This window comes from Rhodococcus ruitaii (assembly GCF_055230935.1).
In genome coordinates this window covers 76,080-91,057 of record NZ_JBUYWC010000013.1, presented here as the reverse complement: position 1 = coordinate 91,057, position 14,978 = coordinate 76,080, and the positions used below count along the sequence as shown (strand labels likewise).

At 66.9% G+C, this 14,978-nt stretch carries 17 protein-coding genes; 13 read left to right on the top strand and 4 right to left on the bottom strand.

Going from position 1 to position 14,978, the window contains the following annotated elements:
• Positions 1-71 precede the first annotated feature (71 nt).
• The 7 genes from ACZI8W_RS17920 to ACZI8W_RS17890 all read left to right on the top strand — a co-directional run bounded on the left by ACZI8W_RS17920 (position 72) and on the right by ACZI8W_RS17890 (position 5,914).
• Positions 72-926, top strand: a complete 855-nt coding sequence (locus ACZI8W_RS17920; RefSeq protein WP_463369852.1) for a hypothetical protein — start codon at positions 72-74, stop codon at positions 924-926.
• 28 nt (positions 927-954) lie between these two features.
• Positions 955-1,614, top strand: coding sequence for a type III secretion system chaperone family protein (locus ACZI8W_RS17915; protein WP_463369942.1), 660 nt, complete (start codon positions 955-957; stop codon positions 1,612-1,614).
• Positions 1,615-1,707: 93 nt separating this feature from the next.
• Entirely contained in the window at positions 1,708-2,343 is a 636-nt protein-coding gene (locus ACZI8W_RS17910) for a LemA family protein (protein WP_463369851.1), read from the top strand.
• Between the two features lie 82 nt (positions 2,344-2,425).
• Complete coding sequence (gene pyrE / locus ACZI8W_RS17905; protein ID WP_463369850.1) at positions 2,426-2,965, top strand: orotate phosphoribosyltransferase; 540 nt, start codon at positions 2,426-2,428, stop codon at positions 2,963-2,965.
• A gap of 16 nt (positions 2,966-2,981) precedes the next feature.
• Positions 2,982-4,043, top strand: coding sequence for a galactose-1-phosphate uridylyltransferase (gene galT, locus ACZI8W_RS17900; protein WP_463369849.1), 1,062 nt, complete (start codon positions 2,982-2,984; stop codon positions 4,041-4,043).
• Entirely contained in the window at positions 4,043-5,170 is a 1,128-nt protein-coding gene (gene galK / locus ACZI8W_RS17895) for a galactokinase (protein WP_463369941.1), read from the top strand. The genes galT and galK overlap by 1 nt, the downstream gene beginning before the upstream one ends.
• 24 nt (positions 5,171-5,194) lie before the next feature.
• Positions 5,195-5,914: a lysoplasmalogenase family protein gene (locus ACZI8W_RS17890; protein ID WP_463369848.1), complete on the top strand. Its 720-nt coding sequence runs from the start codon at positions 5,195-5,197 to the stop codon at positions 5,912-5,914.
• 21 nt (positions 5,915-5,935) lie between these two features.
• On the opposite strand, the gene ACZI8W_RS17885 is transcribed toward ACZI8W_RS17890, so the two are convergent.
• On the bottom strand, positions 5,936-6,382 hold the full coding sequence (locus tag ACZI8W_RS17885; RefSeq protein ID WP_463369847.1) for a hypothetical protein: 447 nt from the start codon (positions 6,380-6,382) through the stop codon (positions 5,936-5,938).
• 56 nt (positions 6,383-6,438) lie between these two features.
• On the opposite strand from ACZI8W_RS17885, the gene ACZI8W_RS17880 reads away from it, so the two are divergent.
• The 3 genes from ACZI8W_RS17880 to ACZI8W_RS17870 all read left to right on the top strand — a co-directional run bounded on the left by ACZI8W_RS17880 (position 6,439) and on the right by ACZI8W_RS17870 (position 8,992).
• Positions 6,439-7,095 (top strand): hypothetical protein, encoded by a 657-nt coding sequence (locus ACZI8W_RS17880; protein ID WP_463369846.1) that lies wholly within the window; start codon positions 6,439-6,441, stop codon positions 7,093-7,095.
• A 101-nt stretch (positions 7,096-7,196) separates the two neighbouring features.
• Entirely contained in the window at positions 7,197-7,808 is a 612-nt protein-coding gene (locus ACZI8W_RS17875; protein ID WP_463369940.1) for a TrmH family RNA methyltransferase, read from the top strand.
• Between the two features lie 11 nt (positions 7,809-7,819).
• A complete protein-coding gene (locus ACZI8W_RS17870) occupies positions 7,820-8,992 on the top strand; it encodes a glycoside hydrolase family 76 protein (RefSeq protein ID WP_463369845.1) in 1,173 nt (390 codons plus the stop codon).
• Positions 8,993-9,046: 54 nt separating this feature from the next.
• Here ACZI8W_RS17870 and ACZI8W_RS17865 read toward each other — a convergent pair whose 3' ends face one another.
• Both ACZI8W_RS17865 and ACZI8W_RS17860 read right to left on the bottom strand, forming a co-directional pair.
• A complete protein-coding gene (locus ACZI8W_RS17865) occupies positions 9,047-9,916 on the bottom strand; it encodes a VTT domain-containing protein (protein WP_463369939.1) in 870 nt (289 codons plus the stop codon).
• Between the two features lie 39 nt (positions 9,917-9,955).
• Positions 9,956-10,939 (bottom strand): DUF368 domain-containing protein, encoded by a 984-nt coding sequence (locus ACZI8W_RS17860; RefSeq protein ID WP_463369844.1) that lies wholly within the window; start codon positions 10,937-10,939, stop codon positions 9,956-9,958.
• A gap of 165 nt (positions 10,940-11,104) precedes the next feature.
• On the opposite strand from ACZI8W_RS17860, the gene fbaA reads away from it, so the two are divergent.
• Positions 11,105-12,142: a class II fructose-bisphosphate aldolase gene (gene fbaA / locus ACZI8W_RS17855; protein WP_463369843.1), complete on the top strand. Its 1,038-nt coding sequence runs from the start codon at positions 11,105-11,107 to the stop codon at positions 12,140-12,142.
• A gap of 81 nt (positions 12,143-12,223) precedes the next feature.
• Here fbaA and ACZI8W_RS17850 read toward each other — a convergent pair whose 3' ends face one another.
• Complete coding sequence (locus ACZI8W_RS17850) at positions 12,224-13,336, bottom strand: Rv0361 family membrane protein (RefSeq protein ID WP_463369842.1); 1,113 nt, start codon at positions 13,334-13,336, stop codon at positions 12,224-12,226.
• An 80-nt stretch (positions 13,337-13,416) separates the two neighbouring features.
• Here ACZI8W_RS17850 and ACZI8W_RS17845 point away from each other — a divergent pair, with 80 nt between their 5' ends.
• Together ACZI8W_RS17845 and ACZI8W_RS17840 are read left to right on the top strand one after the other, a co-directional pair.
• Positions 13,417-13,833 carry a DUF3151 domain-containing protein gene (locus ACZI8W_RS17845; protein WP_463369841.1) on the top strand — a complete coding sequence of 139 codons (417 nt, stop codon included), beginning with the start codon at positions 13,417-13,419 and terminating at the stop codon, positions 13,831-13,833.
• Positions 13,820-14,962 carry an FUSC family protein gene (locus ACZI8W_RS17840; RefSeq protein WP_463369938.1) on the top strand — a complete coding sequence of 381 codons (1,143 nt, stop codon included), beginning with the start codon at positions 13,820-13,822 and terminating at the stop codon, positions 14,960-14,962. The genes ACZI8W_RS17845 and ACZI8W_RS17840 overlap by 14 nt, the downstream gene beginning before the upstream one ends.
• The last annotated feature ends 16 nt before the right edge of the window (positions 14,963-14,978 follow it).

Sequence of the window (14,978 nt, the reverse complement as noted above, 5' to 3'; positions counted from 1 at the left end):
GAGGCAACGGCAATCCAGACCCGCAGTGCTGTGCCCATCCGACGCCCTGTGTCGGTATCTTGGAAAGGGCTATGACAAATCCGAACGATCCGCGTACGCCGCAGGAACGTGCCTATCCGCACGACGAGCCGGGCGACGACGAGACGCGCGTACTGCACACCGACGACCCGACGGAGGCATACGGGCAGCCGGTGACGAACCCCACGCTGGCGTACCCGCGGTACGATCCGCGCTTCGATTCGGCAGCGCCACCCCCGAACCCCACCCAGCAGCTCGGCGAACCGCTGGGGCAATACCCGCAGACCCAATACCAGCAGGGGCAGTACCCCCCGGCCGGCTACCCGGGCGGGGGGTATCAACCGCCCGGCGCACCCCCACCCGGATACGGACAGCCCGGATACGGACAGCCCGCCGAACCCGAGAAGAAGCCGCGCGGTACCCGCTGGGGTGTTCTCGCTCTCGCGGTGGTCGTGCTCATCGCTCTCGGCGGGATCATCGGCTATCTCCTGAGTGGAAGCGGCGACGAGCCCGACACCACCGCGACAGGGCCGACCACCACGCAGGCGCAGCCACCGGCACCCACGACGACACCGTCGCCGGTTCCCGCACCCGGCGCAGCGCCGGATCTTCCGCTCGACGACCTTCCCGGCGGGCTCGGTGAGGCCCTCGGCCAGACCGGTGCCGTCGTGGGGTCGATCACGGCCAACGACGGCACCAGCATCACCCTCAGTGGTATCGGTGGGTCGCTCACCACGGTGCTGTTCACACCGGAAACCCAGATCATCACGTTGCGGGGATCCTCCCCGGAGGCACTCGAGATCGGTGCGACCGTCGTCGCGACCGGCAGCCCGGTCGAGAACGGACAGATGACGGCCGAAACCGTCATCAGCGCGTCGCTCCCGTCGTTCGGCAGCCCGGGCAACTGAAGACGCTAGGCTGATCGCGATGACATTCATGTGGTTCGGTCTGGCGGCGATCGCGCTTCTCGGCGCGCTCGCTCTGCTGTACGTCGACCGCACGCGGAGGGAACAGTCCGGCCGTGTGCGGGAGATCTGGGCGCGGGCCCAGGGATACAAATACACCGATTCCGACGAGCGGCTGCCCTCCAACTGGCATCGCGCGGCGTTGGCCAAACAGGAATACCTGGGCGCGATCGACGTCGTGCGCGGGGTGCGGCGGGGCGAGGAATTCATCCTGTTCGACATCGAGGAAACCGCCACGATCGTCGCAGTGCGCCGCAAGGTCGGGTCCGACGTCGACATCGATCTACGCCTCAAGTCGACACCCCCGCCCAAGGATTCCGACATGAATCTGCTCGGGTCGATTGGCCCGCGCATCGTGTTCTCCACCGATCTCGAGATCGCCCGCCGCGTGTGCGACCAGCGGATGGTCTCGTTCACCCAGTCGATCCCGGAGCATGTCCAGATGCTGTGGAGCGAGGGTCCGTGGACGCTCGGTTCGATCCCGGTGGGGAGCAACGGGCGTGAATGGGATGCGGCGATCGAAGCGGTTGCGCGCCTGTCGGGCATTCTGCACGTCCTCCCGCCCGTGGTCGATCCCGACAACGTCGATCGCAGCTTCCATGATCCGGGACGCCCGTCTGCGCATCGCTGAGCCGCGCCGGTCAGGTCACGGTACGGACACACCCGGGCTGACACGCCGGATCCGTCGTCGTGCGAACCGATCGGAGTCTGTACATTTCTCGCCGTGACACCTGTGGCTCTGGTGATAGTTGTGGCAGTCGTGGCCGTTGCGTTGCTCTGGATACGGTTGGGGATGTACCGGTTGCGGACGCTTCGCGCCCGACGTAGAGACAGCCTGCATCTACTGTTGAACGAACTCGATGATCGCTACGATCTGATTCCCGCGCTCATCGCGGCATCGGCGGGTGCCGGTGTCGAGCGCAGCCGCATCAGCCCCGTCGTGGGAGCACGCTCGCTCGCCATCGCGATGCGCGACCAGCGCCTCGACCTCCCCGAACGTGCTGCCACCGAGAACGCGTTGTCGGCCGCGTTGCACGAGCTCATCGGGGTTCTCGACGGAGTCAACCACTGGCCGTTCATCCGTGTCGCCCGCGAACTGCACACCCGCGAGCAGCGCATCGCCGGTGCGGTTCGCGTCCACAACGACCTCGCGGACAAGCTCAACTCCCAGGTGTCGAGCTTCCCGACGTCGATGTTCGCGATGCTGGCAGGGGTGCGGGCCGTTACCGTATTCGCGGTTCCGGCGGCGCCGGCGGCAGATACCGAGTCCGAGGCTCCGGCGACGGCCGAGCAGACCGAAGGGCAGGCGCCCGCCTCCGGCAAGAGCGACGAGAAGGACTCGGGGACCGTCGCCGCCTGAGGTGCACCGGGCAGCGACTACGCTCGATTTCGTGCCGGTTCCGCCACCGGCGGTGAACGAGACGACGGTGAAGGATTGTGCGATGAGCGATCGCGACGAATTGGCTGCGCTGGTACGTGAGCTGGCAGTAGTGCACGGCAAGGTGACGTTGTCGTCGGGCAAGGAAGCCGACTACTACGTCGATCTGCGCCGCGCAACCCTGCATCACCGCGCAGCCCCGCTCATCGGCTCGCTTCTACGCGACCTTGTCTCGGATTGGGACTTCGATGCGGTCGGCGGGCTCACCATGGGCGCCGACCCGGTCGCCATGGCCGTCATGCACACACCGGGACGCCCGATCGACGCGTTCGTCGTCCGCAAGACCGCCAAGGCGCACGGCATGCAGCGGCAGATCGAAGGCCCCGACGTCGTCGGCAAGCGAGTGCTCGTCGTCGAAGACACGACCACCACCGGGAACTCGCCGCTCACCGCCGTCAAGGCCCTGCGCGACGTGGGAGCGATCGTCGTAGGTGTCGCAACGGTCGTCGACCGCGCCACCGGAGCCGACGAGGTCATCACCGCGGAGGGCGTCGAATACCGATCATTGCTCGGCCTCTCCGACCTGGGCCTCGACAACTCCTGATCCCGTGGTCCCACGGATGCGGCAGACCGTCACACAACTTGCGGACGGTCGCGAACTGATCTTCTTCGACGACACCGAACCGTACGCCGAGGGAGCAGTCACCCGTGCCGCACACGACCGTCGGGAGCTTCCGGCGGTCGTGGCGGCGTCGGAGGTCCGCATCGACCCGCTCACCGGGGATCCGGTGACATTTGCCGCGCACCGCATGGACCGTACGTTCCTGCCGTCGGTCGCGGACTGCCCGCTCTGCCCGACCCGGCCCGGCGCCTCCACCGAAATCCCTGCGGACGACTACGACGTCGTGGTTTTCGAGAACCGTTTCCCGGCGCTCTCGGCGGGTGACGGCTCGGCGGGTGGCCGTTGCGAAGTGATCGCCTTCACCGCAGAACACGACGCGCGGTTCGCCGACCTCCCCGCGGCCCGTGCCCGTACCGTCGTCGACGTGCTCGCGTCCCGCACAGCGGTGCTGTCGTCGCTTCCGGGTGTGCAGCAGGTCTTCTGTTTCGAGAATCGCGGGCTCGAAATCGGTGTGACACTGGAACATCCACACGGCCAGATCTACGCTTACCCATTCCTGCCGCCGCGGACGCGGACGCTGCTCGATCGCGCCCGCGACCATCACGAACGGACGGGCCGGTCGCTCCAGCGCGACATCCTCGACGCCGAACGCCGCAGCGGAACCCGCGTCGTGTGGTCGGGCGAATGGTGGACCGCGTACGTGCCCGCGGCGGCGCGGTGGCCGATCGAGGTGCACCTCGCACCGCATCGCGACGTCCCCGATCTCACCGCGCTCGTCGACGCCGAACGCGACGAACTCGCCCTCGCCTATCGCGACCTGCTCGGACGCATCGATGGGTTCTTCGACGGACTCGACCGCGTCCCGTACATCGCTGCATGGCACCAGGCCCCCGTCGGGGACGGACGCGAGCACGGCCGGTTGTTCTGCCAGATCTTCTCGCTGCGCCGTGCCTCCGACAAGCTCAAATACCTGGCGGGCTCCGAATCGGCGATGGGCGCCTGGATCAGCGACACGACACCCGAGCGCATCGCCGGGCGGCTACGCGAGCTCGCACCGTGATGGTTCCCGACGGCGCGGTGTGCGACGACGCGTCGCGCGCGTTCACCACGGTGTTCGGTGGCGACGCCGACGGCATCTGGTGCGCGCCCGGTCGCGTCAACCTGATCGGTGAGCACGTCGACTACGCAGGCGGGTTGTGCCTGCCGATGGCGATCCCCCAGTCCACGGCGGCCGCGGTGCGTCTTCGTGCGGATCGGCGGCTCCGCATGCACAGCACCGGATTCGCTCCCGTGGACGTCGAGTTGGGTCGGCGCGTCGACGGCTGGGGCGCGTACGTTGCCGGTGTGGTGTGGGCGCTCGACCCACCCGGTTTCCGCGGAGCGGACATCGCGATCGAGTCGACGGTTCCGGTTGGTGGGGGTCTGTCGTCGTCCGCTGCGCTCGAGGCGTCGGTGGCGCTCGCGCTCGCCGACCTGTGCGGGCTTCCCGTCGACGACAACGGACGCGATGTCCTCGCCCGTGCGTGTGTGCGTGCGGAGAACGACTACGTGGGGGCGCCCACCGGGGGTATGGATCAGCGAATCGCTCTGCGTGGCCGCGCCGGCCACGCGTTGCTTCTCGACTGCGCCGACGGGTACGTCGAACACATCCCGGTCGACACCGCAGCGGCCGGCCTCACGGTCCTGGTCGTCGACACCGGAACAGGACACCGCCTCGTCGACGGCCGGTACGGTTCGCGTCGTGCCGCTGTCGAGGAAGCGGCACGACGGCTAGGTGAGCCACTACGCTCGGTGGAATCCGTTTCCCCACTGGAAGACCCGATGCTGCAGCGTCGCGCGCGACACGTGGTCACCGAGATTCGGCGGGTCCGCGCTGCCGCCGACGCCCTGCGCGCCGGTCGTGTGCGCGACCTCGGTCCGCTGCTCGACGCGTCGCATCGGTCTCTGCGCGACGATTTCGAGGTCAGCTGCGCCGAACTCGACTGCGCCGTCGATGCTGCGACTGCGGCGGGTGCACTCGGCGCACGCATGGTCGGGGGAGGTTTCGGTGGATCGGCAATTGCCTTGTGCGAGAACGATGATGTGCCGAGGGTCGAATCGTGTGTGACTACAGCGGCCGCGACTCGCGGGTTTCCGTCCCCGGTGTTCCTGCGCGCTGTTGCGTCCCCTGGTGCGCGCCGCTGTTGATGGCAGGCCCGGTACTGTGCGCTCATGGGTTGGTTCACTCGGAGCAAGTGGGGTATCGAGCACGCTGTGTTCGCGGCTGCGAGCGCGGCGACGGTGGTCGGCGGGATACTGGGGAACGAGTCGGTGCAGAAGGTCGCGAAGCCGCTGATCGCGCCTTCGCTCGCCGTCCGGGTGCTGCGCCGCTCCCGCGACCTCGACCGCGCCGACGCCGCGCTGCTCCTTGCCGGTCTGACCGCCGCGACCGCGGGTGACGTGTTCATGATCGATCCCGACGACGACCGGAGGATCCTTCGCGGTGCACGTTCTTTCGCAGTGATGCAAATATCGTATTCGACCTTGCTCGCGCGGCGCGGCGCGCGCCCGACCCGAGCCGCGGTGCTGCAGCGTGTGCCCGCGATCCTGGGTGCCGCCGGACTGCTCGGGCGGCGAAGCCGCTCGGTGGCGGTTCCGCTCACCACGTACGGCACCCTGCTGGCGACCACCGCGGCACTTGCCTCCGACCCTTCCCTTGCGCCCGGAGCGAAGTCCTCCGGAGGTCTCGTGCTTCCGACTGCAGACCGGCGCAGTTGGCTCGGTCTCGGCGGGCTCGTGTTCACGATGTCCGACGGCACCATCGTTGTGCGCCGGACACTGCTGAAACACACGAGCGCGCGGGCGGCGGCGGAAGGGTTCGTACTCGCTACGTACGCGGCTGCGCAATTGCTTCTGGTCGAGGGGATGCTCGCGCGGGTGCGGCGCACGTGATCAGTCGGCGCGCATGATCGATCAAGGATAGATCAGGATCCGGGTGCGGTCGTCGGGGTCGACGAGCACCGACACCACATGCCCGGCCACCAGCCGCGGCAGGTCACTGCGATCGGCTTCGAACACCACCTTTCCGCTGTACGGCTCGGATCCGGGCACCATCAGATCCAGATCCAGCTCGGTTCGCTGCACGTCGCCGATCACAGCGCCGAGCGGGGTGGCCGCACGGATCGTCGCCCAGCCCTCGAGTCCGTCGCGCTCGATCTTGCGGTCTTCTCTGCTGGTGCGATCGGCGATCAGCATGCCCACACCGAGCACCGCGCCGTACAGGCAGACCAGGAACATCACCTGGAATTCCGCGGTGCCCTCGGCGGAGATCGGATAGAAGAGGTTCAGCCAGAGTGACAACAGAATCAGGTATCCGGTCGTGATGAACGCGACCGCGCGCAGGATGCGCTTGTGCTTCATGGCTCCTCCGTCTCCCAGACTAGCGCGTGTGTGTGCTTCGACCGCCGGTCGATAGAGTGGCACTTTCTGAGCTCGTCGGAGGGAGCGGTGTGAAGGTGCGTGTGTCGTCGGCAGCGGTTGTGTTGGGAGCTGTGCTGGTTCTGAGTGGATGCGGGGGATCCGGCGGCGAACCGGATGATGCGGCCCAGCAGGCCGCTACTGCGACTTCCACCACGGCCGCTGCACCGACCACGACGGAAGCCGCCACGGGGGAAATGACGGACACACCGACGTCCGAGCTCCCGCCTGCAGAAACGACGACCGAGCTTGCTCCCGAGGTGCCGCCGACCTTGGAGGCCGTCGCGTTCGAGCAGGGCGAATCGTACTACTTCACCACACCCGACGGCGCGTTCGCGTGCGGCATCGTGCAACTCCCGGGCCGCACCGAAGCGGGTTGCGAGGGCGCCACAGATCCGGTGCCGCCACAGCCGGAGAGTTGCGTCGTCAACTGGGGGCACGGAATGCGCGTCGTGGACAGCGGTCCCGGTGAGTTCCTGTGTTCGGGCGGCCCCGTCTACCTGCCCGTCGAGGGGTCTGCAGAGGTGCTGCCCGCGGGGTCGACGCTCTCGCAACTCGGGTACACGTGCGGAACCACCGAAGTCGACGTGACCTGCACCAACGACAGTACCGGGCACGGATTCACCGTCGCATCCGGCTCGAACGAGACGTTCTGACCGTGACGGACCGGGGAATCGTGCTCGGCCGAGAACCACGGCAGGAGCCGGGGCCGGACCCGCTCGCCGGACCCACCGAATGGGGCGAGCATCCACACGGCATGGCGTCGTGGACCGACGAGTTCGGGACACCTCCACCGACCGACCCGAGGTACGACCCCGAGTTGCTCGAACACGGCGACCGGCGCAACGTTGTCGATGCCTATCGGTATTGGACGCGCGACGCGATCGTCGCCGACATCGACACCCGCCGGCACCCGCTGCACATAGCGATCGAAAACTTCGCGCACGACGCCAACATCGGCACCGTCGTACGCACCGCCAATGCGTTCGCGGCAGCTGCCGTCCACATCGTGGGCCGACGGCGCTGGAACCGCCGTGGGGCCATGGTCACCGATCGCTACCAGCATCTGCATCATCACCCCGATATCGATGCCCTCATCGACTGGGCTGCCGAGCACGATCTGACCATTGTCGCCGTCGACAACACCCCGGGCTCCGTGCCGCTCGAGACGGTGGAGTTGCCCCGCAACTGCCTGCTGTTGTTCGGCCAGGAAGGACCGGGGGTGACCGAGCGGGCACGCGAGGTGGCGACGAAGACGGTGTCGATCGCACAGTTCGGTTCGACCCGCTCCATCAACGCCGGCGTCGCGGCGGGAATCGCCATGCACGCCTGGATCCGCCAACACGCCGACCTCGGCGACGCCTGGTAGATGATTACTGCATGCCAGAAATGTGGGCGGGCCGGGCGGACGCAGCCGAAGCCGCCGTCGTTGCCAGACACCTGCGTCGATTGTGGGGTCTGCCCGGCACCGAACTCGGGGTCGTCGGCTGGCCGGCGACCAGGCGCGAGCGCCTCTTCGGTTCGTGGCACTACTGGTGGCAGGCACACCTGATCGACCTCGTCGTCGACGCGGCAGAGCGGCAGGTGAAGGCCGGCGACGACACCGACCGCCAGGTCGGTAATCGACTCCGCGCGCACAGTCGACGGCGCGTCGTGCAACTCACCCGTAGTCACCGCATCCGCAACATCACCGGCTGGACCAACAACTACTTCGACGACATGGCCTGGCTCGGGCTCGCCCTCGATCGCGCTCGACGGCACCTGCGCGTCGATCATGGTGGCGCAATCGCGACCCTCGTCAGTGAACTTCACGATGCGTGGCAACCCGAGCGCGGTGGGGGAATCCCGTGGCGTCGTGGAGACGCCTTCTTCAACGCTCCCGCCAACGGTCCGGCAGCGCTGCTGCTTGCGAGATCGGGCAAGGTCGAGCGGGCGCGCGCGATGGCCGAATGGATCCACGAGCACCTCGTCGATCCCCGGACCGGGCTCGTCTTCGACGGCATCCGCCACGGTGTACTCGAGCGTGCCGTCTACTCGTACTGCCAAGGTGTGGTGCTCGGAGTCGAGACCGAACTCGCGACCCGATGCGACGACCCACGTCACCGCGCTCGGGTCCACACACTCGTCGACGCTGTCGACAACCAACTCACCGACCGCAGCATCATCACCGGCGGTGGGGGCGGCGACGGCGGCCTCTTCAACGGCATCCTCGCGCGCTATCTCGCGATGGTCGCAACCACCCTGCCGGTGCAGGACTCCGACGACGTGCGGGCGCGCGCTGCGGCCCGGCGTATCGTGCTCACCTCAGCGGAGGGGGTGTGGGAGAACCGGCTGCAGATCGAGGGGCTTCCGCTGTTCGGAAGTGATTGGTCCACACCCGCGACGCTACCCGGCTCGCCGGGCGGTGCCACCCTACCCGGCTCGCCGGGCGGTGCCACACAGTTCGTCGCCGGTAGCGTGCGGCCGTCGTCGATCGCCGAACGTGATCTGTCGGTGCAGCTCGGCGGATGGATGCTCATGGAAGCTGCGTACGCGGTGGCTGTACCTGCCTGACGGGATGCCTGCCTGATCGGTGCCGCGGTTGCGTCTGTCGGCGAGGGACCGACCCTACGGCCGGCTCTTCGGGTCCGTCTCGACCGCCCGGATCGGCGCCGTCTGCGCGGAAGTCTGTGCAGTCGGGATGGGTGTCGTGGGTGCGTGCTCCGCTGCCGGCGACACAGCAGCAGGCCCGTCCTGCTCCGACGCCGTCCCGTCCGATTCGGTGCCCTGCGCTCTGGCATTCTTACGCGAGGCCAGGAAGTGCTTGCCGACCTCGTTGATGATCGGGAGCACCGACACGAACACGATCAGCAGGAAGATGACATCGACGTTGTCGGCGATGAACGTGATCTGACCGAGAAGGTAGCCCAGCAGCGTCACGCCGGCGCCCCACACGATGCCGCCGAGCACGTTGTATGTGATGAACACCCGGTACGGCATCTTCGCGGCGCCCGCCACCAGGGGGGCGTAGGTACGGACGATCGGCACGAAACGGGCGAGGAAGATCATCGCGGGGCCGTGGCGCAGGAAGAAGCGGTGCGACTCGTCGAGGTACTTCTTCTTGAACAACTTCGCGTCGTCGTTCTTGAACAGCTTTGCGCCGCCCTTGGTGCCGATGAAGTACCCGACCTGATCGCCGAGAACTGCCGCGATCGGAATGGTCACCATCAGGACCCACAGCGGCGCGAACGGGTCGACCTCCGCCGACTTCGACGCAGCGATGAGCCCGGCGGTGAACAGCAGCGAGTCGCCGGGGAGCAGCGGGAACAACAGACCCGACTCGATGAACACGACGACCAGCAGGCCGACGAGCATCCAGGTCCCGAACGAATTGAGAAGATTGACCGGATCGAGGAAGCCGGGCAGCAGCGCCAAGTAGGTCGGGGTGTCGAGAAGAGAATCGGTCACGACGGTCCAGACTACCGCGACACCGCCGATGTGTAGAAGTTCCGGCGGCCCCGGACGGGCGGGCCGGCGTCAGTCGGACGCGGTAGCCGACGCGCGCGCATCGGCGATGTACGCCTTACGCTGCACGAACGCAACCACACCGACGATCGCCGCTCCGACAACGAACAAGCCGAGGGCGAGCGGCCAATCATCACCGACACCGAGCACTGCCCCCCTGTCCGTCTGCCACGGCCACAGGGCACGCAGTGAGCCGAGCAGCAAGCCTCCGGCGGCGACCATGGCAACAGTGTGGTGGTGTTCCAACAGCCACTCGAGCACTCGAACGAAGCTCACCAGGCCGACGATTGCTCCGAGCGCGAACACCGCCAGGTACGACAGGTTCCAGTTGTCGATGGCGGCCATGGTGGGCGCGTAGAGGCCGACCACGAGTAGAAAGAACGACCCCGAGACCCCCGGCAGCACGAGCGCGCATATCGCTATGGCGGCGGCACCGAAGACGATCGGCAACGGAGGGTCGTCGAACTCGCTGCGCGGTAGTGATGTCAGCGCGAACGCAGCGGCGGCCATCACTATGAACAGGACGACCGCACGGCCCTTCGCTTTCGCTGAGCCGAGCGCGCCTGATTCGATTTCGAGGAACGGTACGATCACCGACATTGCGATCATGCCCATGAACAAGGCCTTGGAGCTGACCGGATGGTCGCTGACGAACGACTCCATCACACCGGCGATCGAGACGACGATGACCGCCATCCCGAGCGCTACCGGTAGCAGTAGCCACCAGTCGACGCGCCGGAGACACGATTTCCAGTCCGACCGGGTGACCAGCGCGCGAGGTACGTCGGTGAGGTGTTTGGCGGACGCGATCAGTCGCCCGTAGATCCCCGTCACCAGGGCGACCGTCCCGCCGGATACGCCCGGTATGGTCTCGGCTGCGCCGATCAGGCCGCCGCGGAGCACATTCCCGAGCAAGGCGGTCGGTGTCGGTCGAGGACTTGATGGGTCCGTCTCGGTTGTCGCCGTCGCGCGGGATTCTGTCGTCACGGGTGCCATGCTAACTGCAATCGGACATCGGCCCTCCGGCCCGCTCCTGGACGCACTCGCCCCGTCGGCGCCCGGAGTTGCCATACTGCTAGGACAACACACAACCGCTCGGACAACACACAGCCGGCCCTATCGGCCGAGCGCGCCGACACGTCGACATGGAGGTCACCTGCCGTGCCTATCGCAACTCCCGAGGTCTACGCCGAGATGATTGCCCGCGCCAAGGAGCACTCCTTCGCGTTCCCGGCCATCAACTGCACTTCGTCCGAAACCATCAACGCCGCTATCAAGGGCTTCGCGGACGCCGGTAGCGACGGCATCATCCAGTTCTCGACCGGTGGCGCGGAGTTCGGCTCGGGCCTCGGCGTCAAGGACATGGTGACCGGAGCCGTCGCGCTCGCCGAATTCGCGCACGTCATCGCCGAGCGGTACGACGTCACGATCGCCCTGCACACCGACCATTGCCCCAAGGACAAGCTCGACGGCTTCGTCCGCCCGCTCATCGCGATCTCCAAGGAGCGTGTCGACGCAGGCAGGAACCCCCTGTTCCAGTCGCACATGTGGGACGGCTCGGCCATCCCCCTCGACGAGAACCTCGAGATCGCTCAGCAACTCCTCGCCGATGCCGCGGCTGCGAAGATCATCCTCGAGATCGAGATCGGTGTCGTCGGCGGTGAAGAGGACGGCGTCGAGAACGCCATCAACGACAAGCTCTACACCACCGTCGAGGACTTCGAGAAGACCGTCGACGCGCTCGGCGCGGGCGACAAGGGCCAGTACCTCCTGGCCGCGACCTTCGGCAACGTACACGGTGTCTACAAGCCGGGCAACGTGAAACTCAAGCCGAGCATCCTCGATGACGGCCAGAAGGCTGCGTCGAAGAAGCTGGGTCTCGGGGACGGTTCGAAGCCGTTCGACCTCGTTTTCCATGGCGGCTCGGGCTCGCTGAAGTCCGAGATCGACGAGGCGCTGAGCTACGGAGTCGTGAAGATGAACGTCGACACCGACACTCAGTACGCGTTCACTCGCCCGATCGCGGCGCACATGTTCAGCAACTACGACGGTGTGCTCAAGGTCGATGGCGAGGTCGGAAACAAGAAGGTCTACGACCCGCGCAGCTACCTGAAGAAGGCAGAGGCGTCGATGACCGCTCGCGTGATCGAGGCGTGCACCGACCTGAAGTCGGCCGGTCGCTCGGTATCGGCCAAGTAGCCGGTAGTGCGGAGAAGGGCGCCGGCGCGGGCCGGCGCCCTTTCGTCGTCTGCGGACTGCCTGGTGTGCGGAACTGCACAGCTATTCGCTGCACACCTTCCAGTCCTCACCCTGGAGCGCAAGATCGAACGTGCGCGCTGTGACATCGGACGGATCGCCCGTCGGGTGAGCCGTGACCTCGGCGATTGCGGTGTTGTCGGTGATCTGCACCTTGTCGATACTCGACACGACCGGCACCGATCCCTGCTCCTCGGCCAGCGCATGAATGCTGTCGAATTCCTCGGGGTCGACCGTCGCGTAGAACTCTGCGAGCCCACCGCACGTCGAATTCTGCAGCGTCGCGAGGTCGCCTGAGCTCAATGCCTGCACGAATTCGTCGATGCTGGCGCGGATGTGGGACTCGGGCGAGTTGCTTCCCCGGTACTGCACGAACGCTAGGACAGCGACGACGGCGATCACTACTGCGGCGGCGACACCGGCGAAGGCCATCCATCCTCCGCGCTTCTTTCGAGGGGACGGAGGAATCCGGGTCGGAGCCGGTGTGGGCTGGAAGGGTGCAGGCTCCGAACGCGGCGGCTCGGGTACGCGCGGCACGATGCGCTGCGGCTCCGCCTTCGGGGTGTGGCTCCGGACAGGGATCTGCGTCGTGGGTGCCTCGGACGGCTCCGGTGCGGGTGGCTCGGGTCGCTGGGGCTCGTCCGGCTGGCCGGCTCGCTCGACGGTCGGCATGGCAACCGTCTTTTCCTCGGCGGGATCAGTGGCACTGTCGTCCGATGCAGTCTCGGACAAGGCCTTCTCGACGGTCGGCATGGCAACCGTCTTTGCATCGGCAGGATCCGATTCGGCGGCCTCATCGTCCTTCGCCGAGGCGGCGGGTTCGCCGTCCTCGGGCTGGGCATCGTCCGGTTCGTCACCGTCCGGTTCGTCACCGTCCGGTTCGTCACCGTCGGGTTCGTCGCCGTCGGGTTCGTCGCCGTCGGGTTCGTCGCCGTCGGGTTCGTCGCCGTCGGGTTCGTCGCCGTCGGACTCGTCACCATCGGACTCGGCATCGTCCGAGTCGTCCTTCGCTGAGGGGTCGGCATCTTCCGACGTGTCGACGTCGTGTGGTGTGTCGGCCGATCCGGTCTCCGCAACCTCGCCTGCTGACGATTCCGTCGAGTCGTCGGTCGGGTCTTCGTTCTTCGGGTCCGGCACTCGTTGCACCTCGTTCGGATGATGGGTGATTATGTGGGGAGCTTATCGGGGGTCGGCGGTCGAAGGGCAGAATGGGCGCCATGACCTCATTCGGTGATCTGCTCGGACCCCAGCCCACTCTCCTCCCCGGTGACGACGACGCGGAATCGGAGTTGCTCGATCACAAGGAGCCGGCGAAGGTCGCGGCCGAGCATCCGACCGCGTCGATTGCATGGGCATACCTCGCGGAAGCAGCGCTCGACTCCGGCGAGACGATCGCTGCCTACGCGTACGCACGCACCGGCTACCACCGGGGTCTCGACCAGCTGCGCCGTAACGGGTGGAAGGGCTTCGGCCCCGTACCCTACGATCACGAGCCCAACCGGGGCTTCTTGCGCTGTGTCGCCGTGCTGGCCAAGGCAGCGAAGGCGATCGGCGAAGCGGACGAGCACGCTCGGTGCCTCGATCTGCTCGAGGATTGCGATCCCCGTGCGGCCGCGGCACTTGGCGTCGAGTAGGTCGTTTCCCACCCGCGACGACTTCCGCACGAAACTGCGGAAGTCGTCGCTGCGACTCCGGTCGTCTGCGCTGCCGATCGTGCAATGCGCACTCGCTGCGGGTTTCGCCTGGTGGGTTGCGACGGTATTGATCGGACACGCTCAGCCGTTCTTCGCGCCGATCGCCGCAGTGGTGTCGCTGGGCCTGTCCCTGGGCTCCCGATTTCGGCGCTCTGTCGAACTCGTGTGCGGCGTGACGGTCGGAATCGGCGTCGGCGACCTGCTGGTGTCGCAGATCGGCAGCGGTCCATGGCAGATCGCGTTGGTTGTGGCGATCGCCATGGCGTCGGCGGTGATGATCAACAGCGGGCCGATCTTCTCGATGCAGGCGGGAAACTCCGCGGTCCTGGTGGCAACGCTGATTCCTCCCGGCGGTACCGGAGGCATCGACCGGATGGTCGACGCGCTCGTCGGGGGCCTCGTAGGCATTGCCGTTGTCGCGCTGATACCCACGCACCCCGTGCGTCGGGCGAGGAAGAACGCGGCAGACATCATCGCGACCGCGGCCGAGGTACTGCGGAACGTGGAGTCCGGCCTCGTCGAGAACAATCCGGCACCGATCGAGAAGGCCCTCGACCAGGCACGCGCCACCCAATCGGCGATCGATGCCATGCGGAGCAATCTGCAGGGTGGCCGCGAGATCAGCCGAATCTCGCCACTGTATTGGAACAGTCGGCCACGCCTCGAACGCATGACGGCTGCGGCCGACCCCATAGACAATGCGATGCGCAACATTCGTGTACTGGCGCGACGGTCGTTGAGTCTGGTCCGCGACGACGAGATCCTCGATCCCCGGCTCGTCGTCCTCATCGGAGAGCTCGCCGACGCGGTCGATGTGCTCAGCGAGATGATCCTTGCCGAGCCAGGTGAACAACCGGATCAGGCCGAGGCCGCGCGGGTATTGCGTAGCGTTGCCAAGAAGCTGCACCCCGATCTCGTCGAGGGTTCGGGAGTGTCCGCAACGGTGGTGTTCGCTCAGATCCGCTCGCTGCTCGTCGACCTGCTGCAATCCGCTGGACTCAAGCGCATCTCGTCCATCGCGATCTTGCCTCCCACCGTCGAGAAGCCTGCGTACAAACCGGAGGACTGAGGGGTGTGCGCGTGAT

Excerpts from the sequence above, each read along its gene's own strand:
- ACZI8W_RS17890 (WP_463369848.1), top strand. The coding sequence starts at position 5,195 with ATGGGTTGGTTCACTCGGAGCAAGTGGGGTATCGAGCACGCTGTGTTC.
- pyrE (WP_463369850.1), top strand. The coding sequence starts at position 2,426 with ATGAGCGATCGCGACGAATTGGCTGCGCTGGTACGTGAGCTGGCAGTA.
- galT (WP_463369849.1), top strand. The coding sequence starts at position 2,982 with ATGCGGCAGACCGTCACACAACTTGCGGACGGTCGCGAACTGATCTTC.
- ACZI8W_RS17860 (WP_463369844.1), bottom strand. The coding sequence starts at position 10,939 with ATGGCACCCGTGACGACAGAATCCCGCGCGACGGCGACAACCGAGACG.
- ACZI8W_RS17875 (WP_463369940.1), top strand. The coding sequence starts at position 7,197 with ATGGCGTCGTGGACCGACGAGTTCGGGACACCTCCACCGACCGACCCG.
- ACZI8W_RS17915 (WP_463369942.1), top strand. The coding sequence starts at position 955 with ATGTGGTTCGGTCTGGCGGCGATCGCGCTTCTCGGCGCGCTCGCTCTG.
- ACZI8W_RS17885 (WP_463369847.1), bottom strand. The coding sequence starts at position 6,382 with ATGAAGCACAAGCGCATCCTGCGCGCGGTCGCGTTCATCACGACCGGA.
- galK (WP_463369941.1), top strand. The coding sequence starts at position 4,043 with ATGGTTCCCGACGGCGCGGTGTGCGACGACGCGTCGCGCGCGTTCACC.
- ACZI8W_RS17920 (WP_463369852.1), top strand. The coding sequence starts at position 72 with ATGACAAATCCGAACGATCCGCGTACGCCGCAGGAACGTGCCTATCCG.
- ACZI8W_RS17845 (WP_463369841.1), top strand. The coding sequence starts at position 13,417 with ATGACCTCATTCGGTGATCTGCTCGGACCCCAGCCCACTCTCCTCCCC.
- ACZI8W_RS17870 (WP_463369845.1), top strand. The coding sequence starts at position 7,820 with ATGCCAGAAATGTGGGCGGGCCGGGCGGACGCAGCCGAAGCCGCCGTC.